Annotated in this window: 18 protein-coding genes; 15 read left to right on the forward strand and 3 right to left on the reverse strand. The window is 70.4% G+C overall.

Annotated features, from left to right (window positions below; all coding sequences use genetic code 11):
• Window positions 1-184 precede the first annotated feature (184 nt).
• The 13 genes from R0232_RS01185 to R0232_RS01245 all read left to right on the forward strand — a co-directional run bounded on the left by R0232_RS01185 (window position 185) and on the right by R0232_RS01245 (window position 20,036).
• Window positions 185-1,051 (forward strand): type VI secretion system accessory protein TagJ, encoded by an 867-nt coding sequence (locus tag R0232_RS01185; protein ID WP_431510996.1) that lies wholly within the window; start codon window positions 185-187, stop codon window positions 1,049-1,051.
• Window positions 1,051-1,608: a type VI secretion system baseplate subunit TssE gene (gene tssE / locus R0232_RS01190; RefSeq protein WP_431510997.1), complete on the forward strand. Its 558-nt coding sequence runs from the start codon at window positions 1,051-1,053 to the stop codon at window positions 1,606-1,608. The genes R0232_RS01185 and tssE overlap by 1 nt, the downstream gene beginning before the upstream one ends.
• A gap of 188 nt (window positions 1,609-1,796) precedes the next feature.
• On the forward strand, window positions 1,797-3,677 hold the full coding sequence (gene tssF, locus R0232_RS01195) for a type VI secretion system baseplate subunit TssF (protein WP_208511656.1): 1,881 nt from the start codon (window positions 1,797-1,799) through the stop codon (window positions 3,675-3,677).
• Window positions 3,674-4,858 (forward strand): type VI secretion system baseplate subunit TssG, encoded by a 1,185-nt coding sequence (tssG, locus tag R0232_RS01200; RefSeq protein ID WP_431510998.1) that lies wholly within the window; start codon window positions 3,674-3,676, stop codon window positions 4,856-4,858. The genes tssF and tssG overlap by 4 nt, the downstream gene beginning before the upstream one ends.
• Window positions 4,855-7,578: a type VI secretion system ATPase TssH gene (gene tssH / locus R0232_RS01205; RefSeq protein WP_431510999.1), complete on the forward strand. Its 2,724-nt coding sequence runs from the start codon at window positions 4,855-4,857 to the stop codon at window positions 7,576-7,578. The genes tssG and tssH overlap by 4 nt, the downstream gene beginning before the upstream one ends.
• A 29-nt stretch (window positions 7,579-7,607) precedes the next feature.
• Window positions 7,608-9,950, forward strand: a complete 2,343-nt coding sequence (locus tag R0232_RS01210) for a type VI secretion system Vgr family protein (protein WP_431511000.1) — start codon at window positions 7,608-7,610, stop codon at window positions 9,948-9,950.
• A gap of 70 nt (window positions 9,951-10,020) precedes the next feature.
• Entirely contained in the window at window positions 10,021-12,351 is a 2,331-nt protein-coding gene (locus tag R0232_RS01215) for a type VI secretion system Vgr family protein (RefSeq protein WP_208509136.1), read from the forward strand.
• Window positions 12,352-12,356: 5 nt separating this feature from the next.
• The gene (locus R0232_RS01220) at window positions 12,357-14,684 is read left to right on the forward strand and encodes a type VI secretion system Vgr family protein (RefSeq protein WP_431511001.1); all 2,328 of its coding nucleotides are present in this window, start codon (window positions 12,357-12,359) and stop codon (window positions 14,682-14,684) included.
• Between the two features lie 49 nt (window positions 14,685-14,733).
• Window positions 14,734-15,174, forward strand: a complete 441-nt coding sequence (locus R0232_RS01225) for a hypothetical protein (RefSeq protein WP_431511002.1) — start codon at window positions 14,734-14,736, stop codon at window positions 15,172-15,174.
• Complete coding sequence (locus R0232_RS01230) at window positions 15,171-17,837, forward strand: DUF2169 family type VI secretion system accessory protein (RefSeq protein ID WP_431511003.1); 2,667 nt, start codon at window positions 15,171-15,173, stop codon at window positions 17,835-17,837. The genes R0232_RS01225 and R0232_RS01230 overlap by 4 nt, the downstream gene beginning before the upstream one ends.
• Window positions 17,834-18,919 (forward strand): pentapeptide repeat-containing protein, encoded by a 1,086-nt coding sequence (locus R0232_RS01235; RefSeq protein WP_281077450.1) that lies wholly within the window; start codon window positions 17,834-17,836, stop codon window positions 18,917-18,919. The genes R0232_RS01230 and R0232_RS01235 overlap by 4 nt, the downstream gene beginning before the upstream one ends.
• Window positions 18,916-19,605 (forward strand): DUF3540 domain-containing protein, encoded by a 690-nt coding sequence (locus R0232_RS01240; RefSeq protein WP_208509140.1) that lies wholly within the window; start codon window positions 18,916-18,918, stop codon window positions 19,603-19,605. The genes R0232_RS01235 and R0232_RS01240 overlap by 4 nt, the downstream gene beginning before the upstream one ends.
• Before the next feature lie 47 nt (window positions 19,606-19,652).
• On the forward strand, window positions 19,653-20,036 hold the full coding sequence (locus tag R0232_RS01245; protein WP_208509141.1) for a DUF4150 domain-containing protein: 384 nt from the start codon (window positions 19,653-19,655) through the stop codon (window positions 20,034-20,036).
• A 6-nt stretch (window positions 20,037-20,042) separates the two neighbouring features.
• Here R0232_RS01245 and R0232_RS01250 read toward each other — a convergent pair whose 3' ends face one another.
• From R0232_RS01250 to R0232_RS01260, 3 genes are read right to left on the reverse strand one after another with little or no spacing between them, the layout of a single operon-like run.
• Window positions 20,043-20,870: a PP2C family protein-serine/threonine phosphatase gene (locus tag R0232_RS01250; protein WP_431511004.1), complete on the reverse strand. Its 828-nt coding sequence runs from the start codon at window positions 20,868-20,870 to the stop codon at window positions 20,043-20,045.
• Entirely contained in the window at window positions 20,863-23,028 is a 2,166-nt protein-coding gene (gene tagH / locus R0232_RS01255) for a type VI secretion system-associated FHA domain protein TagH (protein WP_431511005.1), read from the reverse strand. Before tagH ends, R0232_RS01250 begins: the two co-directional genes overlap by 8 nt.
• A gap of 45 nt (window positions 23,029-23,073) precedes the next feature.
• Complete coding sequence (locus tag R0232_RS01260; RefSeq protein ID WP_208509966.1) at window positions 23,074-23,490, reverse strand: TssQ family T6SS-associated lipoprotein; 417 nt, start codon at window positions 23,488-23,490, stop codon at window positions 23,074-23,076.
• A 124-nt stretch (window positions 23,491-23,614) separates the two neighbouring features.
• On the opposite strand from R0232_RS01260, the gene tssJ reads away from it, so the two are divergent.
• Window positions 23,615-24,130: a type VI secretion system lipoprotein TssJ gene (gene tssJ, locus R0232_RS01265; RefSeq protein ID WP_208509965.1), complete on the forward strand. Its 516-nt coding sequence runs from the start codon at window positions 23,615-23,617 to the stop codon at window positions 24,128-24,130.
• A gap of 188 nt (window positions 24,131-24,318) precedes the next feature.
• Window positions 24,319-25,701 (forward strand): type VI secretion system baseplate subunit TssK, encoded by a 1,383-nt coding sequence (tssK, locus tag R0232_RS01270; RefSeq protein WP_093343919.1) that lies wholly within the window; start codon window positions 24,319-24,321, stop codon window positions 25,699-25,701.
• Window position 25,702: the final 1 nt, after the last annotated feature.

Consider the following 25,702-nt stretch of genomic DNA (forward strand, 5'->3'; position numbering starts at 1 on the left):
GGGCCGCCAGCCGAAGGCCGAGCGGCGAAGGCGGCGCATCGCGCCGTCATCCGCGACAGGTCCGCGGCCCCGCGAGGCGGGCGCCGGCGGCCACGAGCGATATCCAACCACCGACCACGGCGGCGGCTCTGGCTTCATCAGGGCCGGGACCGCGCATTGGCGAAACGACAGAGGAAGCTGCTTCATGGGCGACGCGTTTGCAGTGCTGGGCGAGCGCTCGGTGGCCGAGCACACCGAGGGGATACAGCGGCAGATCCGCGCCGATCCCCAGAACGCCAGCCTGCGGCTCGCGCTGTGCCACTTCCTCGCGCTGCGCGGCGAGTGGCAGCGCGCCGAGGACCAGCTCAAGGCGGCCGTCAAGTTCGATCCCTCGTTCACGCCCGCGAGCGCCACCTGCTCGATGGCGCTGGCCGGCGAGCGCCAGCGCAGCGCCTTCTGGGCCGGCGATGCGGCGCGCGCGCCCGCGGTGCTCGGCGACGGCGCGGACTGGGTCGATGCCTTGATCGCGGCCGCCGCGCTGCCGGCCGACCAGGCCGACGAGGCCACCCGCCTGCGCGAGTCGGCGCGCGACGCCACGCCCGCGCTGCGCGGCCTGCTGCAGGCCGTGGACCGCCCGGGCGACGCGGCGAGCGAACGCGTCGATGGCGATGCGCTCGAGCGCATCGACTTCGACTGGCTCTGCGACGGCGATGCGCGCCTGGGCGCCGCGCTCGAGGTCATCACGCCCGCGGGCTATGGCTGGCTGCCGCTGCCCTCGGTGCGCCGCCTGAGCTTCCAGCGGCCGCAGCACCTGGTCGACCTGCTGTGGTCGCCGGTGCAGGTCGAGCTGGCCGATGGCCGCGGCTTGGCCGTGCTGGTGCCGGTGCGCTATGCGGGCGAGCTCGCCGCGCTCGAGGACGGCCTCGCGCTCGCGCGCCGCACCGACTGGCTGCCGCTGCCCGGCGAGGCCGCGTTCGCGGGCGCGGGCCAGCGCACCCTGATCAGCGACGCGGGCGACCATGCGCTGCTCGAGCTGCGCACCATCGAATTCACCGCCGGGGAGGCCGCCTGATGGCCACGGTCGGCGCCTCCGCCTGGTCGGGCTCCGATGCCGAGGGCGAGCAGGAGAGCGTCGCGCGCGACCGGCTGCAACCCGTGCTGCTCGACCGCCTGACCGACAAGCAGCCGAGCAACCGCCAGGAGCGCGCGGGCGCCTTCCTGATGAGCGGCAAGCTGCTGCGCGACTCGGTGCTGCGCGACCTGCAGTGGCTGCTGAACACCACCAACTTCGGCACCGCGCATTCGATCCAGGACCTGCCGCGCGCGCGTCGCTCGGTCGTCAACTACGGCGTGCGAGGCTGGGCCGGCGGGCGCATGTCGGAGGTCGACTTCGCCGACGTCGAGGCCGCCATCCGCACCGCCATCATCGACTTCGAGCCGCGCATCATGAAGGACAGCATCGACGTGCGCTGCGTGACCGACGCCACCGAGCTCGAGCACCACAACCTGCTCGCGCTCGAGATCCGCGGCACGCTGTGGTCGGTGCCCTATCCGATCGAGTTCATCCTGCGCTCCGAACTCGACCTGGAAAGCGGCCACATGATGCTGCGCCCCACCGGAGGCCTGTGAAATGAGTCCTCCCCCGAATCTCCGCGCACTTCGTGTCGCTTCGGATCCCCCCTCAAGGGGGCGCACCCGATGGCCCGGCGAAGCCGGTTCCATGGGTGCTCTGGCATGGCCTGCTCCGCGGCCTTTCGATGGGGCCATGTCGTGTTTCATGCAAGGCGAGCCACTGGGCAGCGCAACGGACAGTTGAGATGGACGCCAGACTTCTCGATTACTACAACCGCGAACTCACCTACATGCACGAGCTCGGTGCCGAGTTCGCGCAGCGCTATCCGAAGATCGCGGGCCGCCTGGGCATGCGCGGCATCGAGGTCAGCGATCCCTACGTCGAGCGGCTGCTCGAGGGCTTCAGCTTCCTCACCGCGCGCATCCAGCTCAAGATGGACGCGGAGTTCCCGCGTTTCTCGCAGCGGCTGCTCGAGGTGGTCTATCCGAACTTCCTCGCGCCGCTGCCCGCCATGGGCGTGGTGCAGATCGACGGCAACCTCAACGAGGGCTCGCTGAAGGCCGGCTACGAGCTGCCGCGCCACACGATCCTGCGTGGCCGCATGATCAAGGGCGAGCAGACGGCCTGCGAGTTCCGCACCGGCCACGCGGTCACGCTGTGGCCGATCCGCATCGCCGAGGCCAGCCTGGGGCCGGTGCCGGCCGAGATCCTGCATGCGCTGCCGATCGTCGCGCGACAGGCCAAGAGCGCGATCACGATCAAGCTCGAGGCCGTGGGCGGCGCGCGCTTCGCCGAGATGCCGCTCGATCGGCTCGAGTTCTTCCTCTCGGGCGCCGAGCTGCATGCGCTGCGCGTGCTCGAGCTCGCGGTGCACCACTCGATCGGCACCGTCTGCCGCAGCGGGCCCGGCACCGCGGGCCAGGGCGCGCGCATCGTGCCACTGGGCGAGGAGGCGATCCGCCACGAGGGCTTCGACCCCGACCAGGCGCTCCTGCCCTACGACGCGCGCTCGTTCCAGGGCTATCGGCTGCTGCACGAGTACTTCGCCTTTCCCGATCGCTACCTGTTCTTCAGCGTCAACAAGCTGCGCGCGGCGGCCGCGGCGATGAGCGGCACCACGATGGAGATCGTGATCCTGCTCGACCGCGCCGACGGCGACCTCGAGCGGCTGATCGACGCGCGCCAGTTCTCGCTGTTCTGCACGCCGATCGTCAACCTGGTGCCGCGCCGCAGCGACCGCATCCCGGTCGGGCCGGGCCAGCACGAGCACCATGCGGTGATCGACCGCACGCGGCCGCGCGACTTCGAGATCTTCACCGTCGAGCGCGTGGTCGGCCACATGAGCAACGGCTCCGAGGAGCGCGAGTTCCGGCCCTTCCTCGGCTCCTTCGCCTCCGACGACGGCGACTTCGGCGCCTACTTCTCGGTGCGGCGCGAACCGCGGCTGGTGTCGGACCGCGCACGCGCGCAGGGCACGCGCACCAGCTACACCGGCAGCGAGGTCTATGTCTCGCTGGTGGACCAGCACGACGCGCCCTTTCCGCACAGCCTGCGCCACATCACGCTCGATGCGCTGTGCACCAACCGCGACCTGCCGCTGTTGCTGCCCACCGGGCTGGAGTCGGACTTCACGCTGCGCGTGTCGGCGCCGGTGCGCGCGATCCGCATCCTGCGCGGCCCCTCGCGGCCCTACCCGGCGCTGGCCGAGGGCGCGCTGACCTGGCGCCTCATCAGCCACCTGGGCCTCAACTACCTGAGCCTCACCGACGTCGATGCCGACCAGGGCGCGGCCGCGCTGCGCGAGATGCTCGATCTCTACGGCAACCTCGCCGATCCCGCGGTGCGCCGGCAGATCCAGGGCGTGCGCTCGATGAAGCTGGCGCCGGTGTTCCGCCGCCTGCCCGAGCCGGGCCCGATCGTCTTCGGCCGCGGCGTGGAGATCGCGCTGAAGCTCGACGAGACCGCGTTCTCGGGCGCGAGCCCGTACCTGTTCGGCGCCGTGCTCGAGCAGTTCTTCAGCCGCCACGTGTCGCTCAACGCCTTCACCGAGTTCGCGCTGGCGAGCCTGCAGCGCGGCGAGATCGCGCGCTGGACGCCGCGCATCGGACGCCGCCCCGCCGTATGAACAGCACCACCGACCTTCGCGAGGACTCGGACGCCGCGCAGGACGTGCAGGCGAGCGACGCGGCGGATCGGGCGGTGGTGAACGAGGCACGAGCCGAGGCCGCGCCGCCGCCCGCGCGCGGCCTGCCGCAGGTCGATCCGGCGCTGTGGGCCGGCCTGGTCGAGCAGCCCTTCGAGCACGACCTCTTCATGCTGCTGCGCCGGCTCGACGCGCACGGCGACCATCCGCTGCTGGGCCGCGCGCCGCGCCCGCTCGACGAGCCGCTGCGCCTCGGGCAGGAGCCCTCGATGGCCTTCGCGCCCTCGAACGTCTCGGGCGTGGACGACAGCCGCGACGGCCCGCCGCAGATCTCGATCTACGGCTTCGGCCTGTTCGGCCCCAACGGCCCGCTGCCGCTGCACCTGACCGAGTACGCGCGCGAGCGCAAGCGGCACCACAACGACCACACGCTCAGCGCCTTCGCCGACCTGTTCCACCACCGGCTGATCCTGCTGTTCTACCGCGCCTGGGCCGATGCCCAGTCGGTCAACAGCCTCGACCGGCCCGACGGCCACCGCTTCGTCGAGTACGTCGCGAGCCTCATGAACATGGGCCAGCCCGGGCTCAAGGAACGCGACCGCATCGCCGACCATGCGCGCACCCACATGGCGGGCCACCTGGTGCGCCAGACGCGCAACCCCGAGGGCCTGATCCAGATCCTGCGCCTGTATTTCGACCTGCCGGTGCGCATCGAGGAGTTCGTGAGCGACTGGGTGACCATCGACGAACCGCAGGTCAGCCGCATCGGCCTGTTCGGGCGCAACCACCGGCTCGGCGCCGGCGCCACCATCGGCCTCGCCGTGCGCGATGCGCAGAGCAAGTTTCGCCTCGAGCTCGGGCCGCTCACGCTCGAGCAGTACCGCGCCTTCCTGCCGGGCAGCCAGCGGCTGCAGCAGGTGATCGACTGGGTGCGCCAGTACGTCGGCATCGAATTCGCGTGGGAGCTGCGGCTCGTGCTGCGCAAGGAGGAGGCCGGCGGCATGCAGCTCAACGGCGGCCAGCGCCTGGGCTGGGGCAGCTGGCTCGGCACCCGCCTGTCCGACAGCGACGCCGGCGACCTGGTGTTCGCGCCCGAGGCCCTGCATTCGCGTTCCGCAGCCACCGCTTCCCACACTTCCGCTTCCTTCACCCAGGCCTCATGACCGACATCCGCCGCGTCTCGCTGTTCTCCAAGCTCAACCCGATGCTCTACAAGGCATTGGAGACCGCCACCGCCTTCGCCAAGCTGCGCGGCAATGCCTACGTCGAACTCGTGCACTGGCTGCACCAGATCCTGCAGCTGCAGGACAGCGACTTGCTGCGCATCGTCAAGCGTGCCGGCCTCAACCTCGACGCGGTCGAGCAGGACCTGGTGCGCGCGCTCGACCGGCTGCCGCACGGCGCGACCTCGATCAGCGACATCTCCGAGCACGTCGACAGCGCGGTCGAGCGGGCCTGGGTCTATGCGAGCCTGCGCTTCGAGGCGACCTCGATCCGCGGCGCCTACCTGCTCGCGGGCATCGTCAAGACGCCGGGGCTGCGCCAGGTGCTCTCGGGCATCTCGCGCGAGTTCGACAAGCTGGTGCCCGACGTGCTGATCGCGCAGCTGCCGGCCTGGACCGAGGGCTCGCCCGAGGACGACTACGACATCGCGCCCGAACCGGCGGCCGGCGGCGCGCCGGCGCCGGCCGGCGCCGCACCGCAGGCCGCGGGCGGCTCGGCGCTCGCCAAGTACGCGAGCGACCTCACGGCCAAGGCGCGCGCGGGCGAGCTCGATCCGGTCTACGGCCGCGACGACGAGATCCGCCAGATCGTCGACATCCTGATGCGGCGACGCCAGAACAATCCGCTGCTCACGGGCGAGGCCGGCGTGGGCAAGACCGCGGTGGTCGAGGGCCTGGCGCAGCGTCTGGCCGCGGGCGACGTGCCGCCCTCGCTGCGCGAGGTCTCGCTGTGGGTGCTCGATCCCACGCTGCTGCAGGCCGGCGCGGGCGTCAAGGGCGAGTTCGAGCAACGGCTGCGGCAGGTCATCGACGAGGTCGAGAAGAGCCCGAAGCCCATCGTGCTGTTCGTCGACGAGGTCCACACGCTGGTGGGCGCGGGCGGCACCGCCGGCACCGGCGATGCCGCCAACCTGCTGAAGCCCGCGCTCGCGCGCGGCCGGCTGCGCACCATCGGCGCCACCACCTGGTCGGAGTACAAGAAGTACATCGAGAAGGACCCGGCGCTCACGCGGCGCTTCCAGACCATCCAGGTGCAGGAGCCGACCGAGGACAAGGCCGTGATCATGCTGCGCGGCATCTCGGCCGAGCTCGAGAAGCACCACGGCGTGCTGATCCTCGACGCCGCGCTCGAGGCCGCCGTGAGCCTGTCGCACCGCTACATCCCCGCGCGCCAGCTGCCCGACAAGGCCGTGAGCCTGCTCGACACCGCCTGCGCGCGCGTGGCGCTGAGCCAGCACGCGCTGCCGGCCGCGCTCGAGGACCTGCAGCGGCGCATCGAGGTGCTGGGCATCGAGTCGGGCATCGCGCAGCGCGAGGCCGCGATCGGCGTCGGCGAGGCGCAGCGCGTGCAGGACATCGCGGCGCAGGTCGATGCCGCCAGGGCCGAGCTCGCGATGCTCGAGCAAAGGCGGACCGAGGAGGCCGAGCTGGTCGAGCGCATCGTGGCGCTGCGCCGGCAGCTCTCGCCGGCGGCGGTGCCGGTGCAGGCTGAAGAGGCCGCCGAGGATGGCGATCAGGAAGACAACACGGAGGCCGCACCGGCGCCCGCCGAGCCCGAGGCCTCGCCCGAGCAGATGCGCGCCGAGCTCGACGCCGCGCAGCAGAAGCTCTCGCAACTGCAGGGCGAATCGCCGCTGATCCTCGCCGCGGTCGACGAGCAGGCCGTGGCCACGGTGGTGGCCGACTGGACCGGCATCCCGATCGGGCGCATGGTGCGCGACGATGCGCAGTCGGTGCTGCGGCTCGGCGAGATCCTGTCGCAGCGCGTGGTCGCGCAGACCGATGCCCTCGACACCATCGCGCGGCGCATCCGCACCGCGCGCGCGCGGCTGGACAACCCCAACAAGCCGGTCGGCGTGTTCCTGCTGTGCGGCCCCTCGGGCGTGGGCAAGACCGAGACCGCGCTCGCGCTGTCGGAGGCGCTGTACGGCGGCGAGCAGAACCTCGTCACCATCAACATGAGCGAGTTCCAGGAGTCGCACACCGTCTCCACGCTCAAGGGCGCGCCGCCCGGCTACGTGGGCTACGGCGAAGGCGGCGTGCTGACCGAGGCGGTGCGCCGGCGGCCCTACAGCGTGGTGCTGCTCGACGAGATCGAGAAGGCCCACCCCGACGTGCACGAGATCTTCTTCCAGGTCTTCGACAAGGGCTGGATGGAGGACGGCGAGGGCCGCCACATCGACTTCCGCAACACCGTGATCATCATGACCTCGAACGTCGGCACCGACCTGGTCATGCAGCTGTGCGAGGACCCGGTGCTGCGCCCCGACCCCGAGCCGCTGGCGCAGGCGCTGCGCGAGCCGCTGCTCAAGGTGTTCGCGCCCGCGCTGCTGGGGCGGCTGGTGGTCGTGCCTTATTACCCGTTGCATGCCGATGCGTTGCATCGCATCATCCGCCTCCAGCTGGACCGGGTCGCCGCGCGCCTCGAGGCGAACCACGGCATCGCGCTCGCCTACGACGACAGCGCCGTCGAGCTCGTGGCGCGCCGTTGCACCGCCATCGAATCGGGCGGCCGGATGATCGACGCGATCCTCACGCACACCATCCTCCCGCGGCTGAGCGAGGAGGTGATCGGCGCCACCGTCAGCGCGCGCAAGCTCGCGCAGGTGCGGCTGTCCGCGGCGCAGGACGACTTCCGCTACGAGTTCTCGGAAGCCTGAGGCAACAAGAATGCAGCAAGGAGACTTTCATGGCGCGAGTCGTCACGGCGCATACGCCACTGGGTGAAGACCGGCTGATGTTTCGTTCGATGCACGGCTCGGAAGGGCTGTCGCAGCTGTTCGAGTTCGAAGTCGATCTGTTGAGCCCCGACGCGGGCATCGACCTCAAGTCGATGCTCGGCAAGTCGCTCGCGCTCGAGATCCAGACCGCGGTGGCCGGCGCGCCGCGCTTCCTCAACGGCCAGGTCATCCGTTTCGCGGCGATGGGGCGCGAAGGCGGCACCTCGCGCCACACCGTCTACCGCGCCACCGTGCGGCCGTGGCTGTGGTATCTCACGCGCTCGAGCGACAACAAGATCTTCCAGGACAAGTCGGTGGTCGAGGTGATCGAGGAGGTGTTCGCCGACTACGGCTTCCCGTGCGAGAACAAGCTCTGCGAGAGCTACCGGCCGTGGGAGTACTGCGTGCAGTACAACGAGAGCGACTTCGCCTTCGTGAGCCGGCTCATGGAGCTCGAGGGCATCTACTACTACTTCAAGCACGAGAAGGACCGGCACACGCTGGTGCTGGCCGACGACATCGGCGCGCACGAGCCGATGGCGGGCTACGAGACCATCGACTACTTCGCGGCCGACCGCGACATCGGCGAGGACATGGAGGTGATCCGCGAATGGCAGCCCAGCGAGGAGATCCGCTCGGGCAGCTACACCGTGAACGACTTCAACTTCACCACGCCGCGCGGCGACCTGTCGAGCGTGCGCAGCCAGCCGCGGCCGCACGACCACGCCGGCCACGAGATCTACGAATGGCTCGGCGACTATCCCTCGCCCGGCGACGGCGAGCACTACGCACGCGTGCGGCTCGAGGAGGCGCAGGCCCTCGCGCAGCGCAGCACCGGCCATGCCACCGTGCGCGGCATGGCCCCCGGCGGCAAGTTCAAGATGCGCAATTCGCCGCGCGGCGACGACAACCAGGAGTACCTGGCCGTGAGCGTGTCGTATGCGCTGCGCGAGGGCGGCTATGCCAGCGGCGCCGAGCCGGGCGAATACAACTTCGACTTCGTGGTGCAGCCCACCTCGCTGCCGTTCAGGGCGCCGAGCCAGACGCCGCTGCCGCGCACCGGCGGCCCGCAGACGGCGACGGTGGTGGGCCCGCAGGGCGAGGAGATCTGGACCGACGAGTACGGGCGGGTGAAGGTGCAGTTCCACTGGGACCGCTACGGCCAGCGCAACGAGAACAGCTCGCGCTTCGTGCGGGTGTCGCACATCTGGGCGGGCGAGCGCTTCGGCGGGGTGTTCACGCCGCGCATCGGCCAGGAGGTGGTGGTGGACTTCATCGGCGGGCGGGTGGACCGGCCGGTGATCGTGGGGCGGGTGTACAACGCCGACCAGATGCCGCCGTTCGCGCTGCCGGGCGAGGCGACGAAGAGCGGGGTGGTGACGCGCTCGAGCAAGGGCGGGTCGCCGGCGGACGCGAATGCGCTGGTGTTCGAGGACGCGATGGGTGCGGAGCAGGTGCTGCTGCACGCGCAGCGCAACCTCGACACGGAGGTGGAGGCCGACGAGACGCACACGACGGGCGCGACGCGCACGACGCTGATCAAGGGGCACGAGTCGGCGACCTACGAGTCGGGCGAGGAGCGGCACATCAGCGAAGGGGCGCTGGAGGTCATCTCGGGTGGCGAGGAGCGCACGGTGACGGGCGGTGCGACCGAGACGGTGACGGGCGGCGAGACGCGCACGATCACCGGCGGCGCGACCGAGATCATCACGGGCGGCGAATCGCGCAACGTGACGGGCGGCATCCTCGAGACCGTCAACGGCAGCGTGACCCTGCGGGTGAACGGCAGCGTCATCCGGCTCGTGAGCGGCGCGGACATCCGGATCGTGGGCGGCGGGCGCATCGAGATCGTCAATGCCGTCGACCTGAAGCTCGTGATCGGCCCCGACACCACGGTGGTCACCGGCCCGAAGAACGTGTTCGCGCCGACCATCGTGCACAACGCGACCAACTACACGCTCAACACGAGCAACTACACGCTCAATGCGACCGTGATCGTCTACAACACGCCCGACCACACGGTGAAGACGGACGACCACTTCCACTGGCGCATGACGAACTACGACGCCTCGTGGGTGAAGGAGTCGAAGTTCACGGCGCAGGCCTACGACATCTACGGCATCAAGGTGATGCTCTCGCCGGCCACCTTCACCTCGATCAACGGACTGTTCGTCAACATCTCGGTCGTCAATTCCAACGAGAACGTGTGGCAGAAGAAGATCGCCTTCGCCGATCTCAAGATCGTCGGCCGGCACCTGTCCAAGGGCGCGCTGCGCCTGGCCTACACGTCGTTCTGGGTCCGGGCCAACTGAGGCACGGGGAACGCGAGAACCCGCCGGCCTCCAGCACCCCGCCAGGAAAGAAGCACAAGGAGAGACAGACATGGCCCGAGTCGTACGCGCGCACACCCCCCTGGGGGACGACCAGCTGCTGTTCCGCTCGATGAGCGGAACGGAGGGCCTGTCGCAGCTGTACGAATTCGAGGTCGACCTGCTGAGCCCCGACGCGGCGATCGACCTGCGATCGGTGCTGGGCAAGCCGCTGACGCTGGAGATCCGCACGGCCGGCGAGAAGCCCAGGTACCTCGACGGCCAGGTGGCGCGCTTCACCGCCGTGGGCCGCGAGGGCGGCACCTCGCGCCACACCGTCTACCGCGCCACCGTGCGCCCGTGGCTGTGGTATCTCACGCGCTCGAGCGACTGCAGGATCTTCCAGGGCAAGACGGTGGTGGAGATCCTCGAGGAGGTGTTCGGCGGCTACGGCTTTCCGTTCGAGAGCAAGCTCTGCGGCAGCTACCGGCCCTGGGAGTATTGCGCGCAGTACAACGAGAGCGACTTCGCCTTCGTGAGCCGGCTCATGGAGCTCGAGGGCATCTACTACTACTTCAGGCACGAGAACGGCCGCCATACGCTGGTGCTGGCCGACGACGAGAGCGCGCACCAGCCGCTGCCCGACTACGGCTGCATCGATCACTTCGCGGCCGACCGCGACATCGGCGACGACCTGGAGGTGATCCGCGAGTGGCAGTCGTCCGGCGAGCTGCGCAGCGGGCGCTACGTGGTGGACGACTACAACTTCACCACCCCCAAGGGGGACCTCATCAACGTGCGCAGCCAGCCCGGGCCGCACGACCACGCCGACCACGAGATGTACGAGTGGCTCGGCGACTATCCGTCGGCGGGCGACGGCGAGCACTACGCGCGCGTGCGGCTCGAGGAGTCGCAGGCGCTCGCCGAGCGCTGCACGGGCCGCTCCACGGTGCGCGGCATGGCGCCGGGCGGTACCTTCACGCTGCGCAACGCGCCGCGCGGCGACGACAACCGGGACTACCTCGTGGTCTCGGTGTCGTACGGGCTGCGCGAGGGCGGCTACGCGAGCGGCGCGCGGCACGGCGACTGGGACTTCGACTTCACGGTGCAGCCCCTGAACCGGCCCTTCCGGGCAATGCGCCTGGCAGCGCCGCCGCACATGAGCGGCCCGCAGACGGCGACGGTGGTGGGTCCGCAGGGCGAGGAGATCTGGACCGACGAGTACGGGCGGGTGAAGGTGCAGTTCCACTGGGACCGCTATGGCCAGCGCAACGAGAACAGCTCGCGCTTCGTGCGGGTGTCGCACATCTGGGCGGGCGAGCGCTTCGGCGGGGTGTTCACGCCGCGCATCGGCCAGGAGGTGGTGGTGGACTTCATCGGCGGGCGGGTGGACCGGCCGGTGATCGTGGGGCGGGTGTACAACGCCGACCAGATGCCGCCGTTCGCGCTGCCGGGCGAGGCGACGAAGAGCGGGGTGGTGACGCGCTCGAGCAAGGGCGGGTCGCCGGCGGACGCGAATGCGCTGGTGTTCGAGGACGCGATGGGTGCGGAGCAGGTGCTGCTGCACGCGCAGCGCAACCTCGACACGGAGGTGGAGGCCGACGAGACGCACACGACGGGCGCGACGCGCACGACGCTGATCAAGGGGCACGAGTCGGCGACCTACGAGTCGGGCGAGGAGCGGCACATCAGCGAAGGGGCGCTGGAGGTCATCTCGGGCGGCGAGGAGCGCACGGTGACGGGCGGTGCGACCGAGACGGTGACGGGCGGCGAGACGCGCACGATCACCGGCGGCGCGACCGAGATCATCACGGGCGGCGAGACGCGCACGGTGAACGGCGGCATCGTGGAAACCGACAACGGCGACGTGCTGCTGATGGTCAACGGCACGGTGGTGCGCCTGGTCACCGGCGCCGACATCCGCATCACGGGCGGCGGGCGGCTGGAGATCGTCAATGCCTTCGACGGCAAGCTCGTGCTGGGGCCGCACATCACCACCGTGACCGGGCCGAAGACGGTGTCGGCGCCCACCATGACCTACAACGCCACCAACTACATCATCAACACCACGAACTACACGCTGAACGCGAAGATCGCGATCTACAACACGCCGAAGCAGACCAGCAACGCCGCGGACCAGAGCTGGCTCTACAAGCTGTGGCACGGCATCACCTACAAGCGCTTCCGGCTCTTCGTCTTCGCGACCGACGTCTACGGCGCCAAGGTGCAGCTCTCGGTGGCGAACACCATGATCAACGGCGTGTTCGCGAACTGGTCGCTGCAGTTCATCATCGATGCGCCGGTCGCGATCAAGTTCGCGATGAAGGAACGCCACATCTTCGGCCTGAAGATCGCGTTGCCGAAGCTGAAGTTCACCCTCAACAAGGCCACCAACAGGAAGTAGCCGCCATGGACAGAATCATCCGCGCCCACACGCCGCTGGGTGAAGACCAGCTGCTGTTCCGCTCGATGTGCGGCAGCGAGGGCCTGTCGCAGCTGTTCGAGTTCGAGGTCGACCTGCTGAGCCGCGACGCCTCGATCGACGCCAAGCAGCTGCTGGGCAAGCCGCTCGCGCTCGAGATCCGCACCGCGGGCGCGGCGCGCTTCCTGCACGGCCACGTCGCGCGCTTCAGCGTCGTCGGCCGCGAAGGCGGCCGGACGCGCCACACCATCTACCGCGCGGTGGTGCGTCCCTGGCTCTGGTACCTCACGCGTGCGAGCAACAGCCGCGTGTTCCAGGGCAAGAGCGTGGTGCAGATCGTCGCCGAGGTGCTGGACGCCTACGGCTTCGCGTTCGAGAACCGGCTGTGCGGCGACTACCGCGCCTGGGACTACTGCGCCCAGTTCAACGAGAGCGACTTCGCCTTCGTGAGCCGGCTCATGGAACTCGAGGGCATCTACTACTACTTCAAGCACGGGAAGGACCAGCACACGCTGGTGCTGGCCGACGACATCTCGGGCCACGACGAGCTGCCGGACTATGGCTGCATCGACTGCTTCGCGGCCGACCGCCCGATCGTGGAGGACCTCGAGGTCATCGACGCCTGGCAGGCCAGCGCCGAGCTGCGCACCGGCAGCTATGCGGTGGGCGACTTCAACTTCACCATGCCCAAGGCCGACATGCACAGCGTGCGGCACCTGCCGGTCGGTGCGAGCCAGGACGGCCATGACATGTACGAATGGATGGGCGACTACAGCGCGCCCGGCCAGGGCGAGCACTACGCGCGCGTTCGGCTCGAGGAGGCGCAGGCGCTGTCGGAACGCTGCAGCGGCCACGCCAGCGTGCGCGGCCTGGCCTGCGGCTGGCGCTTCACGATGAAGGGGTCGCCACGCGCAGCCGACAACCGCGAGTACCTGCTGGTGTCGGTGGCCTATGCGCTCAGCGAGGCCGGCTACGCGAGCAGCGAGGGGCAGGGGCGCTACAGCTTCGACTTCGTGGCCCAGCCTGCGACCCTGCCGTTCCGCGCGCCGCGCCGCACGCCCATGCCCCACGCCACCGGGCCGCAGACCGCGACCGTGGTCGGCCCCGAGGGCCAGGAGATCTGGACCGACGCCTACGGCCGCGTGAAGCTGCAGTTCCGCTGGGACCGCCAGGGGCCGTCGAACCAGGACAGCTCGGCCTGGGTGCGGGTGTCGCAGGCCTGGGCCGGCGACGGCTTCGGCACGGTGCACGTGCCGCGCGTGGGCCAGGAGGTGGTGGTCGATTTCATCGGCGGGCGCGTGGACCGGCCGATCGTGATCGGGCGCGTCTACAACGCCGACCGCATGCCGCCCTTCGACCTGCCGGGCGAAGCCACCAAGAGCGGCATCGTGTCGCGCTCGACGCCCGGCGGCACGCCCGCCGACGCGAACGCGATCGTGTTCGAGGACGCGATGGGTGCCGAACAGGTGCTGCTGCACGCGCAGCGCAACCTCGACACCGAGGTCGAGGCCGACGAGACCCACACCACCGGCGGCTCGCGCACCACGCTGATCGAGGGCCACGAGTCCTCGACCTTCGAGTCGGGCGAGGAGCGCCACATCAGCGCGGGCGCGCTCGAAACCATCGACGGCGGCGAGACGCGCAGCGTGACGGGCGGTGCCACCGAGGACGTGTCCGGCGGCGAGACGCGCACCATCGGCGACGGCGTCGTCGAGACCATCACCGGCGGCGAGCGGCGCACGGTCACGGGCGGCATCGACGAAACCGTCAACGGCGACGTGATCGTGGTCATCAACGGTGCCGTGCTGCGCCTCGTCAGCGGCGCCGACATCCGCATCACGGCGGCCGGGCGGGTGGAGATCATCAACGCCATCGACGGCAAGCTCGTGCTCGGTCCCGACACCACGGCGGTCACCGGCCCCAAGACCGTGACCGCTCCCGACATCACCTACAACAGCACCACCTCGATCGTGAACGCCACGAACTTCACGCTCAACGCCAGCGTGAGTGCCTACAACACGCCCGAGCAGGTGATGAACGCCGACAACGAGAGCTGGTGGCAGAAGATGCTCAAGGAGGCCACGCTGCACCAGGCGCTGGCGCATGCCTGGAGCTTCGACCGCTACGGCAACAAGATGCAGTTCTCGGGCGTCAACTGGCTGATCCAGGGACTGTTCCTGAATCTGTCGGCCGTCAACTGGATCGAGGCCAAGTACCGCCCCAAGGTCGCGGCCTTCAAGACCAAGAAGACCGCCGTCACGGCCAACACGGCCGCCACCGAGTCGGCCAGCAGCGGCGTGGAGAACACCACGTGAGGCGCGTCCTTTCCACCGGCGCCGGTCTTCGGACCGCGGGAGGTCCGTGATGCCGTGGTCCGACATGCTGGGCATGGGCCTCGGCGGCCTCGCGGTGCTGGCCGCGGTGATACTGGCCGCCGCGCTGATCTGGACCAGCGTGGTCACCGACCTGCGTTTTCGCGGCGAGGAAAAGCAATGGGAGCAACTGCGCGCCCAGGGCCGCCGCACCGAGGCCGAGATCGTCGCGCTCGCGCGGCCGCCGGGCCGGCTCATCAAGCGCGGCCGGCATGCGGCCGACATGGCGGCCACCGAACTGCGGCTCGCGTTCACCGATGCCGCGGGACAGCGGCGCGAAGCCAGCGTGCGCACCTTCATCGACACCGAGCTGATCGCCAACTTCACCGCCGGCCGCAAGGTCCACGTGGTCCATTCGGGCGAGGAGCCGCCGCAGGTGGCGATCGACCGCGAGCGCACCCAGCTGGAGATACCCAGCACCACCAGCCCATGAAGATCATCAAGCCGCTGCGCGTGAGCATGCTCACGCGCCCGTTCCCGAGGGACCAGCGCCACTGGCTCGCGATGACGGCCATCGCCATGACCGACGGCTTCGGCGCCGACGCGAAGCTGGTGCCGGAACCGGAGGTCTGGAAGACCCTGGCCGCCGAGCTCGGCCCCGACGCCGCGCTCGATGCGGGCATGCCCAAGGCCGGCCCCGAGTTCCTGGTCAGCGGCCAGGCCTACACGCACCACCAGCAGGACAAGACCCAGTGCGCGGTGTCGGTGCAGGTGCGCGGGCGGCGCAAGACGCTGCACGTGTCCGGCGACCGCTTCTGGGTCGACGGGCGCCCGAGCCCGCCGCAGCCCTTCGACGCGATGCCCGTCGACTGGCGCCGCGCCTTCGGCGGCCCCGGCCACGCGGAGAATCCCGCGGGCATCGGCAGCGCCGACGAACTCGTCAACGGACTGCGCACGCGGCGCCTGCCGAACATCGAGCTGCCGGCGCAGCGGCTGCATCGCCCCGACGAGATCCGCCCGCCGGCGGGCTTCGGCGCGCTCGACGAGGTGCGTGCCTCGCGCGCCGCGCGCCTCGGACGCCAGTACGACGAGCACTGGAAGCAGAACCTCTTCTCGGGCTATGCACGCGACATGGACTGGCGCTACTTCAACATCGCGCCCGAGGACCAGTGGCTGGCGCCGGCCGACGGTGGGCTGGCGGATGCCCCCTTCGAGATCCTCAACATGCACCCGGAGCGGTCCGTGCAGTCGGGCCGCCTGCCGGACTGGCGCGCGCGCGGCTTCGTGGTCCGCGGCGTGCACCACCCGCGCCCGCTCGACGGCGCCGTGCTCGAGGACTTCGCGCTCACGCTGTCCACCGCCTGGTTCTTCCCGCACCTGGAGCGCGTGGCCCTGATCTTCCATGGCGTGACGCCGATCGCCGAGGACGACGCGGCCGACATCAGCCATGCGATGGTCGCGTTCGAGGACGCGGCCGTGCCGCCGCTGCCGCTCGCGGGCTACCGCGAGACGCTGGTCACCCGCTGCGAGTCGGAGGACCGCGCCCTCTACTTCATGCGCGACGAGCAGCTGCTGCCCGAGCGCATCATCGGCCCCTGGCCCGACCTCGATGCCGCGATGCCGCCGCCGAGCCCGCTTCAGCGCAACATGCGCGCCCGCGCGCAGGCGCTGAGCGAGGAGCTCGACGCCAAGGCACGCGCCGACGGCGTCGACACGGCGCCCTACGAGCAGGCCGTGCCGCCCGCGCAGCCCGTGCCCACGCTGCGCGAGCTGCCCGACTTCATCGCGCGCACCCGCCAGTCGATCGCCGAGCAGCGCAGGAAGCTCGACGAGGTGCGCGAGGAGATGGACCGCGCGGGCAAGGCCAACGCGGTCGAGTCGCGCAAGGTCGGCTTCGACACCTCGACCTTCGTGGCCGACGCCGCCTCGAGAAAGCCCAAGGGGCCGCCGCGCTTCGACATGTGGCCGAAGATCGAGCGCATGGCGAACGACACCCGCGCGGGCGGCGCCAGCCCCATGACGCCCGAGGCCAGGGCGCAGATGAAGCGCCTGGTCGAAGGCGCGGGCGAGAAGCTGGTGCAGAACTACCGCCGCACCGCGCAGTACCAGGACGCGGCCGACCCGATGGCCTCGCAGGACGCGCTGCATGCGCGCGAACGCGTGGCCGCGGTGCTCGCGGGGTCGCGCGACTTCTCGGGCATGGACCTCACGGGCGCCGATCTCTCGGGCCTGGACCTGCGCCGCACGCGTTGGCATGCGAGCCTGCTCGAGCACGCCGATTTCACCGACAGCCGCCTCGACGAGGCCGACCTGGCCGAGGCGCTGCTCGTGCGCGCGCGGCTGGTGCGCACCTCGCTGCGGGGCGCCAACCTCGCCGGCGCCAACATGGCGCTGGCGCAGGCCGAGGCGGCCGATTTCCGGCAGGCCCGCTTCGACGGCACCACGCTCGACCAGCTGCAGGCCCGCGGCTGCGATTTCGCGTCCGCGGCCATGGACAACCTGGTGCTGAGCCAGGCGCGGCTCGAGGACTGCGGCTTCGAGGAGGCACGGCTGTTCGCGGTCGACTTCGACGACGGCACCGCGCTGAGCGACGTGCGCTTCGACCGCGCGCACCTGCACAAGGTCTCGTGGATCGACTGCGTCGCGCGCGGGCTCAGCTTCGCCGGGGCGCGGCTCGACACCTGCGACTGGACCGACACGCAGCGCGAGGGCGACATCGATTTCTCGGGCGCGCGCATCGACAGCACCTGCTTCGTCGGCGAAACGGCGCTGCACGAGGCCGGCTTTCGCGGCGCGCTGCTCGTCGACTGCAGCCTGCGCGACGCGCGGCTCGACGCGGCCGATTTCACCGAGGCCAGGCTGGAGAACAGCGATTTCTCCAACGCCTCGATGCGCGGCGCGGTGCTGCATCGCGCCGACGCGATGAACTGCATGTTCGTGCGCACCGATCTCACGGCGGCCTCGCTGGTGGAGACCAACCTGATCGCCGCGAACCTCGACAAGGCCGTGCTCGTGTCGGCCGACTTCCGGCGCGCCAACCTGTTCCAGGCCGATCTCGGCCAGTGCCTGATCGACGAGACGACCCGTTTCGACGAGGCCTACACCGAGCAGGTCAAGACCGTGCCGCGGCGCAAGACCGAAGAGAAGGCCGCATGACGCCGACCCGCCTGGAGGCCATGGTCAAGGGGGGGCAGGAGATCCGCGAGCGGTCGCTGCGCGGGCTCGACCTGCGCGGGCTCGACCTGTCGGGCGGGCTGTTCGCGCAGAGCGATTTCACGCAGGCCGATCTCACGGGCGCGAACCTCGAAGGCAGCGTGTTCGACGATTGCCGCCTCGGCGGCGCCAGCCTGGAGGCGGCTCGCCTCGCCGATGGCGTCTTCAATGCCTGCGATGCCACCGGCGTGCGCATGGACGAGGCCGTGCTGCACGGCCTCATGGTCCACCGCACCGACCTGTCGGGCGCGAGCCTGCAGCGCATCGACGCGGGCGTCGCGGGCTTCGACCACTGCACGCTGGCCGGCGCTTCGTTTCGCGGTGCGCGCTCCGAGTCGCTGGTGTTCCATGGCTGCACGCTCGAGCGCACCGATTTCACGGGCACCTCGCTGCCGAAGGCGACCTTCTTCCAGACCGACCTGCGCAGCGCGCTGTTCGCGGGCTGCGACTTCGACAAGGCGATCTTCACCGAGTGCGATCTCTCGGGCCAGGTGCTGCGCGGGCTGCGCTTCGAGTCGTGCCAGTTCACCGATGCCAACCTGGAGCGCTGCGATTTCGAGGAGGCCTCGCTCGTGCGCTGCAATTTCAAGGGCGCGCGCATGGAAGGCGCCAGCCTGCGCCGCGTGCGGGCGCCGCAGTGCCTGTTCCCGTTCGTGCGGCTCGCGGGCGTGGCCTGCACCGCGGGCGTGTTCACGCAGAGCATCTGGATCGATGCGCAGCTCGAGAAGGTCGATTTCTCGTCGGCCGACCTGGAGCAATGCATCTTCCATCGCGCGCGCTGCGGCGGTGCCCGCTTCGGCGAGGCGCGCCTCACGTATGCGGACTTTTCCTACGCCGACCTGCACGATGCCGACTTCCGCGGTGCTACGCTGATGCGCACCAAGGTGCACCGCGCGCTGCTCGAAGGCGCGAACATTCCCGAGCGCGGCGGGCTGCTGGCGAACGAGCCCGAGCTGTTCGCGGCCGAGGAGTTCTCCGCGCGCCGCCGCTTCGACCCACCGACGACGAATCGAGGTTCCTCATGACAGTCGCTTCCCTCAGAACGGTCCCGGCCAGAGCCGCCGGATACGCGGCGCCGGTTGGCGCGGCCGGCGCGGTCAACGCGCTCGGCGTGGTCGCCTCGGTGCTGCCGGGCGGCATCTACAGCGTGGAGAGCGAGGGCCGGGTGCTGCGCTGCCTGCGCGCGGCGAGCTGCCTGCTGCGCCCCGAGATCGGCGACACGGTGCTGGTCAACGGGCCCGACGAGCACCGCCTCTATCTCACGGCCGTGGCCGAGCAGGCCGATGCCGGCCGCGCGCGGCTCGATGTCGAGGGCGATCTCACGCTCGCCTCGCGCCGCGGCGCGGTGAGCATCGAAAGCCCCACCGCGCTGCGGCTGCACGCGGGCGAGGTGGCCACGCTGGACGGACCCTTGCTGCGCATCGATGCCGACGAGGCCCGCATGCAGGTCGGACGGCTCGACTACAGCGGCAACGAGGCCCGGGCGGCCGTGTTCGACATGCGCGTGATCGGGCGTGTCTACGAAGCCGTGGTGGACCGCCTCGTGCACCTGAGCAAGAGCGCGTTCCGCATGACCGAGGGCATCGACCAGGTGCAGGCCGGGCAGGTCGACTACCGCGCGGACGAGATGATGCGGCTGCACGGCAAGAACACCGTCATCACCGCGCGCGACCTCGTCAAGGCCGACGCCAAGCAGATCCACATGGGCTGAACGCGCCGCCCCGCCCCGCACCGCAAGAGCCACGAAGGAGAAACCGCATGTTTGCCAACTGCCAGCTCATGGGCGTCGACATCGCCTTTCCCGACGTCTGCAAGTCGCCCCTGATTCCGATCCCGTGGCCGAACTTCGCGATCGGCTGCACCGCGATCCCGAAGGCCTGGAACATCCTCTACCTGTGCACGCCCGCGCACAACCTCGCGACCACCACGCCGATGACCAACGGCGACAACGCCGGCGTGGGCCTGGGGGTGGTGATGCCGCGCGTGATGTCGGAATCGCGGCACGTCATCGGCGCCTTCACGCTGCGCATCAAGGGCTCGCCGCAGACGCGCATGACCAGCCTCACGCGCCAGAACGGCGGCAACACCTTCGGCATGCGCATCGTGCCGAGCCAGCCCAAGATCCTGGTGCTGGCGGCCTGAGGGCGCTCAGCCCGCCCTGGGCGGCGCGGCCGTCCCCGCCAGCGTCACCTGCTGCGGAAAGCCCACCCACACCGCGAGCGCCGAGAAGTTGTCGCGCGACTCGTCGGCCTTGGCCTCGGCCGCGCGGCGCAGCAGCGCGAGCCATTCCTCGGCGCTGTCGGCCAGTTGCAGCGAGCGCTCCATGACCTGCTGCGAGATCAGCTGCCACAGCCCGTCGGTGCACAGCAGGAAGGCATCGCCGTCGGCCAGCCGCTGCGTGCCCGAGACGGTGGCCTCGGCACGCTCGCGCGCGCCCAGCGCGCGGTAGAGCAGGTTGCTCTGGATCAGGGCCTGCGCGCCGTTGGCGGGCACGGCCTCGCCCTGCGCCATGCCTTCGCGCGAGCGCTGCGACAGGCTGTGGTCCTCGGTGCGCTCCATCAGCACGCCGCGACGGAACCAGTAGAGGCGGCTGTCGCCCACGTGGGCCCAGCGCGCCTGGCCGTTGCTGCGGTCGACGAACAGCGAGACGAAGGTCGCGCTCATCTTTCCCTGCTCGGCCTGCGCGCGCTGGCGCGCGAGGATCGCGTCGTTGGCGCGCGTCACGCACTGCTGGATGTCCTCGGCGGCCACCGAGGGGTTGGCGACGAAGGTATTGAGCGCGGTGTCGACCGCGGTGCGCGCGGCCTGCTCGCCGCCGGCGTTGCCGCCGACGCCGTCGCTCACGACGAAGCAGCCGAACCAGTCGTCGAGGTGGTAGCCGATCGCATCCTGGTTGCCGCTGCGCTCGCCCACGCAGGAGAACTGCGACGTGGACAGCGGGACGGCGAACGGGGTCGTGCGGGTCGCTTCAAGCACGGCGTGCCTCCTTCAATCGTTCCATTTCCCGGTCGTAGGCCTGCTGGAAGGCCCGGCCGAACACGGCCTGGAAGTCGTCCTCGACGGCAGCCGTGGTCTCGGCATGCAACTGCTGCAGCTGGCGCCACAGGCGCGCCTCGCGCCCGCCGGGCAGCAGCTTCTCGCCGAGGCCGCCGTCGTGCGGCGTGTCCTTCTTGAGCGCCTCGGGATCGAAGCGCTGCAGCACCATCAGCAGCGCGGCGCGCATGCCCGCGACCATGCCGAGCTGGTGCGACTGCAGGTCGCCGAGCGCATCGTGCACCGCGGCCTCGGGCGGCAGGAAGCCCGGCATGCGCGCGCCGAACATCTGCATCAGCACCGCGCGGCCGTTGGGCAGGATCTTGAACGGGTTGTTCTCCTCGTCCACGATCATCGTGATCTCGGCGCGCACCTCGCGCTTGAGCATCGCGCGCGAGGACAGCAGCTCGATGGTGCCGTCGGTGAAGGCCCGCATCAGCCGGCCGAGCCTGCGCATCATCTCGGCATCGAGCTGCTGCTGGCCCGCGACGTCGGGCACGCCGGCGCCGTCGAGGAAGGCGCGGAACAGCACCTCGCAGGAGGCCGCGGGCAGCGCGGGCGCGGTGTCGGCGGCGGGGCTCGGGGACGCAACCACGGCGACCGGTTCGGAGCTCGCCTTCGGCGCGACGACTTCGACGGGCACCTCGAGCATGGCCGGCGCGGGTGCCACCACGGGCGCCGCCGCCGGGGCCATGGTCGAGAGCGCCGCCGGCAGCGGTGCTTCGGCAGGCGTGGCGGGTGCGCGCGTCGGCATCGACGCGAGCGCGGCCTCGACGGGCGCGCCCTGCATCGATGCGGTGGGCGGCGCGGCGACCGGCGCCGCGGGTGCTGCCTCGCGCACGGGCTCGGGCTCGACCATGCGCGCGGGCGGCTGCGCCACGGGCAGCGGCATCGGCGTCGGTGGACGGAACTGGCCCGACACCTCGCGCGCATGGTTCGACTGGCTGTAGCCGGGCACCACCGGCCGCTTCTCGAGCAGGTCCATCGCGGGATGCACGTCCTCGAGCGCGGGCGCATGCGTCAGCGCGGTGGGGCGCGGATCGGACAGCGGCGAGGGCGCGTGCTGGTCGGCCGCGAACAGCGACAGCGGATCGATGCCGCGCTTGAGCGCGAAGTCGGACACGTCGGTGGTGGCGCCGGGATTCAACTGCGCGAGCGGATCGGCCGGGTTCCTGCGCGCCTGCGAGGGCAGCTCGAAGGGCTCGTGCGCGAACGGGTCGGGCATGGGCTCGGGCGTGCTGTCGACGCGGCGCGGCGCGTTGGCGAGGATCGCGTCCCAGTCGGCGGCGGTGGGCATGGCCGAGCGCGCGGCCAGTGCCGGTGCGGGCACCGCGAAAGGCGACGGCGTCGCGGCGGGCGGAGGCGCGAACGCGGGGGGCGGCGCCGGTGCGAAGACCGGTGCGGCCACGGGCGCGGGCGGCCGCTGCACCGGTGGCGGCACCGGTTGCGGCGCGGGCACCTCGCGCGGCGGCGCGGCATGCGTGTCGCCGATCGGCAGCGCGCCCGCGCCGAACAGGTCGGCGAACACATCGGACACCGGTGCCTGCGGCAGCAGCGCATCGAGCGGCGCTGCCGCGGGCATCGGTGATGGATGGGCCGGTGCGGGCGGCGGCATCGACGACGGCAGCGACGCGGCCTGCGCGCCGAAGTCCGGTGCCGATGCGATGCGCGAGCTCACGGGCGCCGACGCCAGGCGCGAACTCGCGGGCTCGATCGCGGGCGGCCATGCGATGGTGGGCTCGGCGGCCGCCGTCGCGATCGATGGCGCCGCGCGGCTCGTGGCGGCATTCGCGGGCGCGGCCTCGAGCACGTAGCTGCCGATGGTCACGCGATCGCCCTCGGCGATCGGCGACTCCTGGTCGTGCCGCAGCGTCTGTCCGTTCACGCTGATCGGCAGCACCGCGCTCATGTTGCGCAGCACCGCGCGGCCTTCGTCGTCGTAGCGCACCGTGGCCTGCAGGCGCGAGATCTGCCGCTGTTCGTCGGGCAGCACGAGGTGGTTGTCGGGGCTGCGGCCGATGGTGCCGCCCGGGGCCGCGAGCAGGGCCGACGGACCCGCGGCCACCGGCCTGCCCGCATGTTCGATCACCGTCCAACGCATGGCATCTCCCAATTCATGAAACGGGCTCCTGGCGCGGGAGACCCGTCAGCGCTTCATCTTCTTGGCGGCTTCGAACGCGGGGCCCCACACGGGATGCTTGCGCTCGGCGATGCTGAGATCGAAGGAGGGGAAGGCGTCGAGGATCTTGAGGAACTGCGTGCGGCACTCGGGCAGCTGGTTGGCCACGCAATAGCTGAAGGCCTCGAGCTTCATCGCGGCGAGCCGCGTGGTGGGCTCGGCCGCATCGAACACCGACACGCCGCCGCTCTTGAGCGTGGAGATGGCCTTCGCGTAGTCGCCGTCGTCATAGGCCTGCTGCGCGCGTTCGAGCGTGGTGCGCGCGACCTGCTGGCTCAGGCGTTCGGGTTGCGGCGGTCCCGCATCGGTGGGAGCCTTGGGCGTGGTGTCGCAGCCTGCGACCAGAAAGAGCGGAATCAGCAGCGCACACAGCAATGACTTCAATCTTCTCTCCTGCCTTGCAAAGTTAAGCCTGGATACTGTGCCGCATCGATATGACGGCACGTCGGCCGACATCGGCCCTGCATGACGTCTCGATACTATAGGTGCGAACTTCGATGGAGAACCCATGCATCGACGAACCCTGTTGCGAAGCGCGATCGTGACGTCGCCATGGCTCGCCGGACTCGGCGGCTGTGCATCGACGGCCAAGTCCATGCCCACGCCCTACGCGGTGTCGATCAAGGTCGACGACGGCGTCAATCCCGATGGCCGCGGGCAGGCCGCGCCGATCCTCGTGAAGGTCTTCGAGCTCAAGTCCTCGGGCAACTTCGAAACGGCTGACTACTTTGCACTGCAGGACCGCGATCGCGAGACGCTCGCGGCCGAACTCGTCAATGCCGACCAGGCCATTCTGCGCAGCGGCGAGGAGCGCACCTTCAAGCGCGAGGCCGGCCTCGATTCGCGCGCCATCGGCGTGATCGCGGGCTACCGCAAGCTCGAGAACGCACGCTGGCGCCTCGTGCTGCCGCTCAAGGAGCCCAAGCAGACCAACCTCTACAAGATCTGGCAGTTCTCGCCGAGTGAACAAAAGGTTCGCATCGTGATCCGCAAGAGCGGTATCGAACTGTTGCCGACTACGTGATTTCGTAGCACTTGCGGCCACTCCCTAGTACGAAAGTGCGCCGCACGTAGGCCGACATCTCGACGCTGCAAAAACGGTGCAAATCGTAAACATCGCCGTGTAGCATCGGCACGCATTGCGCCCATGCAGGAGGCCGTCTCGACGATGGACCATCCGCACGAGAGTGGCCGCACTCCAGGAGGTTTTCTTTGGTGACAGTTCGCAATCCGGGCGCCATCAGCAGAACGGGCGCCCATCCGCAGGCATTGGCGAATCGCGTGGTGTGGTCCGAGGGCATGTACCTGCGGCCGCAGCACTTCCAGCAACTGGAACGCTATGTCGAGCAGTACGTGACGCGCCGCACCGCGGGGTTGCAGGGTGCGTACTGGGGCTGGCTGCACCTGGACATCGATCGCGATGCGCATGCGCTGGGACGCGTCTCGCTGCTCGGCGGCGCGGGCGTGATGCCCGACGGCACGCCGTTCTCCTTCGGCGTCGAGGACGCGCCCGTTCCCTACGACGTGCCCGGCGACCTGACCGACGAACTCGTGGTGCTCGCGCTGCCGCTGCGCCGGCCCGGCGGCGAGGAGGTCATCTTCGCGGAGGACACGACCTCGGCCGCGCGCTTCCACGTGGTCGAGCGCGAAGTCGCCGATGGCAACGCAGTTGCATTGGGGCCGGCGGTGCTGCAGCTCGCGGCGCCGCGGCTGCGGCTGGTGCGCGCTTCGTCGCTCACCGCGGAGTGGCAGGCGATCGGCGCGCTGCGCGTGATCGAGCGCCGCACCGACCACAAGCTGGTGATCGACGCGAACTACATCCCGCCGGTGCTCGACGTGTCGGCGCAGCCGATGCTGCGCAGCATGGTGGCCGAGCTGCACGGCCTGCTCACGCAGCGTTCCGAGGCGCTGGCTTCGCGGCTCTCGCAGCCGGGGCGCGGCGGCGTCAGCGAGGTCTCCGACTTCCTGCTGCTCGAGCTCGTGAACCGCTACCTCGCGCTCACCTGGCATGCGCAGCAGGCGGTGCAGGTGCATCCCGAGGAACTGTTCGTCGACTGGTTCAAGCTCGCCTGTCATCTGGCCACGCACACCTCGCCCACGCGGCGGCCCGTGGTGTGGCCGGTGTATGACCACGACAACCTCAACGAGAGCATCCGCCCGCTGATGGAGGAGCTGCGCCGCTCGCTGTCGGCGGTGCTCGAGCAGAGCGCGATCGCGATCGAGCTCGAGGAACGCAGCCACGGCGTGCGCGTGGGCCGCATGCCCGACCCGGTGCTGGTGCGCAACGCCGGCTTCGTGCTCGCGGTGCATGCCGACCTGCCGGCCGATGCGATCCAGCAGCGCTTCCCCACGCAGGTGAAGATCGGTTCGGTCGAGCGCATCCGCGACCTGGTGCAGCTGCAGCTGCCCGGCGTGACCGTGCGGCCGCTGCCGGTGGCACCGCGGCAGATTCCCTACAACGCGGGCTACCACTACTTCGAGCTCGACAAGAGCGGCGACATGTGGCGCCAGCTCGAGAAGTCGGGCGGCGTGGCCATGCACCTGGCCGGCGAGTTCCCCGGCCTGGCCATGGAGTTCTGGGCCATCCGTCCGTGAG

Source organism: Variovorax sp. DAIF25, assembly GCF_050711835.1.
In the GTDB taxonomy this organism is placed as follows: Bacteria; Pseudomonadota; Gammaproteobacteria; order Burkholderiales; family Burkholderiaceae_C; genus Variovorax.

Coding starts and splice junctions, on each gene's coding strand:
- R0232_RS01185 (WP_431510996.1), top strand. CDS start 185: ATGGGCGACGCGTTTGCAGTGCTGGGCGAGCGCTCGGTGGCCGAGCAC.
- tssE (WP_431510997.1), top strand. CDS start 1,051: ATGGCCACGGTCGGCGCCTCCGCCTGGTCGGGCTCCGATGCCGAGGGC.
- tssF (WP_208511656.1), top strand. CDS start 1,797: ATGGACGCCAGACTTCTCGATTACTACAACCGCGAACTCACCTACATG.
- tssG (WP_431510998.1), top strand. CDS start 3,674: ATGAACAGCACCACCGACCTTCGCGAGGACTCGGACGCCGCGCAGGAC.
- tssH (WP_431510999.1), top strand. CDS start 4,855: ATGACCGACATCCGCCGCGTCTCGCTGTTCTCCAAGCTCAACCCGATG.
- R0232_RS01210 (WP_431511000.1), top strand. CDS start 7,608: ATGGCGCGAGTCGTCACGGCGCATACGCCACTGGGTGAAGACCGGCTG.
- R0232_RS01215 (WP_208509136.1), top strand. CDS start 10,021: ATGGCCCGAGTCGTACGCGCGCACACCCCCCTGGGGGACGACCAGCTG.
- R0232_RS01220 (WP_431511001.1), top strand. CDS start 12,357: ATGGACAGAATCATCCGCGCCCACACGCCGCTGGGTGAAGACCAGCTG.
- R0232_RS01225 (WP_431511002.1), top strand. CDS start 14,734: ATGCCGTGGTCCGACATGCTGGGCATGGGCCTCGGCGGCCTCGCGGTG.
- R0232_RS01230 (WP_431511003.1), top strand. CDS start 15,171: ATGAAGATCATCAAGCCGCTGCGCGTGAGCATGCTCACGCGCCCGTTC.
- R0232_RS01235 (WP_281077450.1), top strand. CDS start 17,834: ATGACGCCGACCCGCCTGGAGGCCATGGTCAAGGGGGGGCAGGAGATC.
- R0232_RS01240 (WP_208509140.1), top strand. CDS start 18,916: ATGACAGTCGCTTCCCTCAGAACGGTCCCGGCCAGAGCCGCCGGATAC.
- R0232_RS01245 (WP_208509141.1), top strand. CDS start 19,653: ATGTTTGCCAACTGCCAGCTCATGGGCGTCGACATCGCCTTTCCCGAC.
- tagH (WP_431511005.1), bottom strand. CDS start 23,028: ATGCGTTGGACGGTGATCGAACATGCGGGCAGGCCGGTGGCCGCGGGT.
- tssJ (WP_208509965.1), top strand. CDS start 23,615: ATGCATCGACGAACCCTGTTGCGAAGCGCGATCGTGACGTCGCCATGG.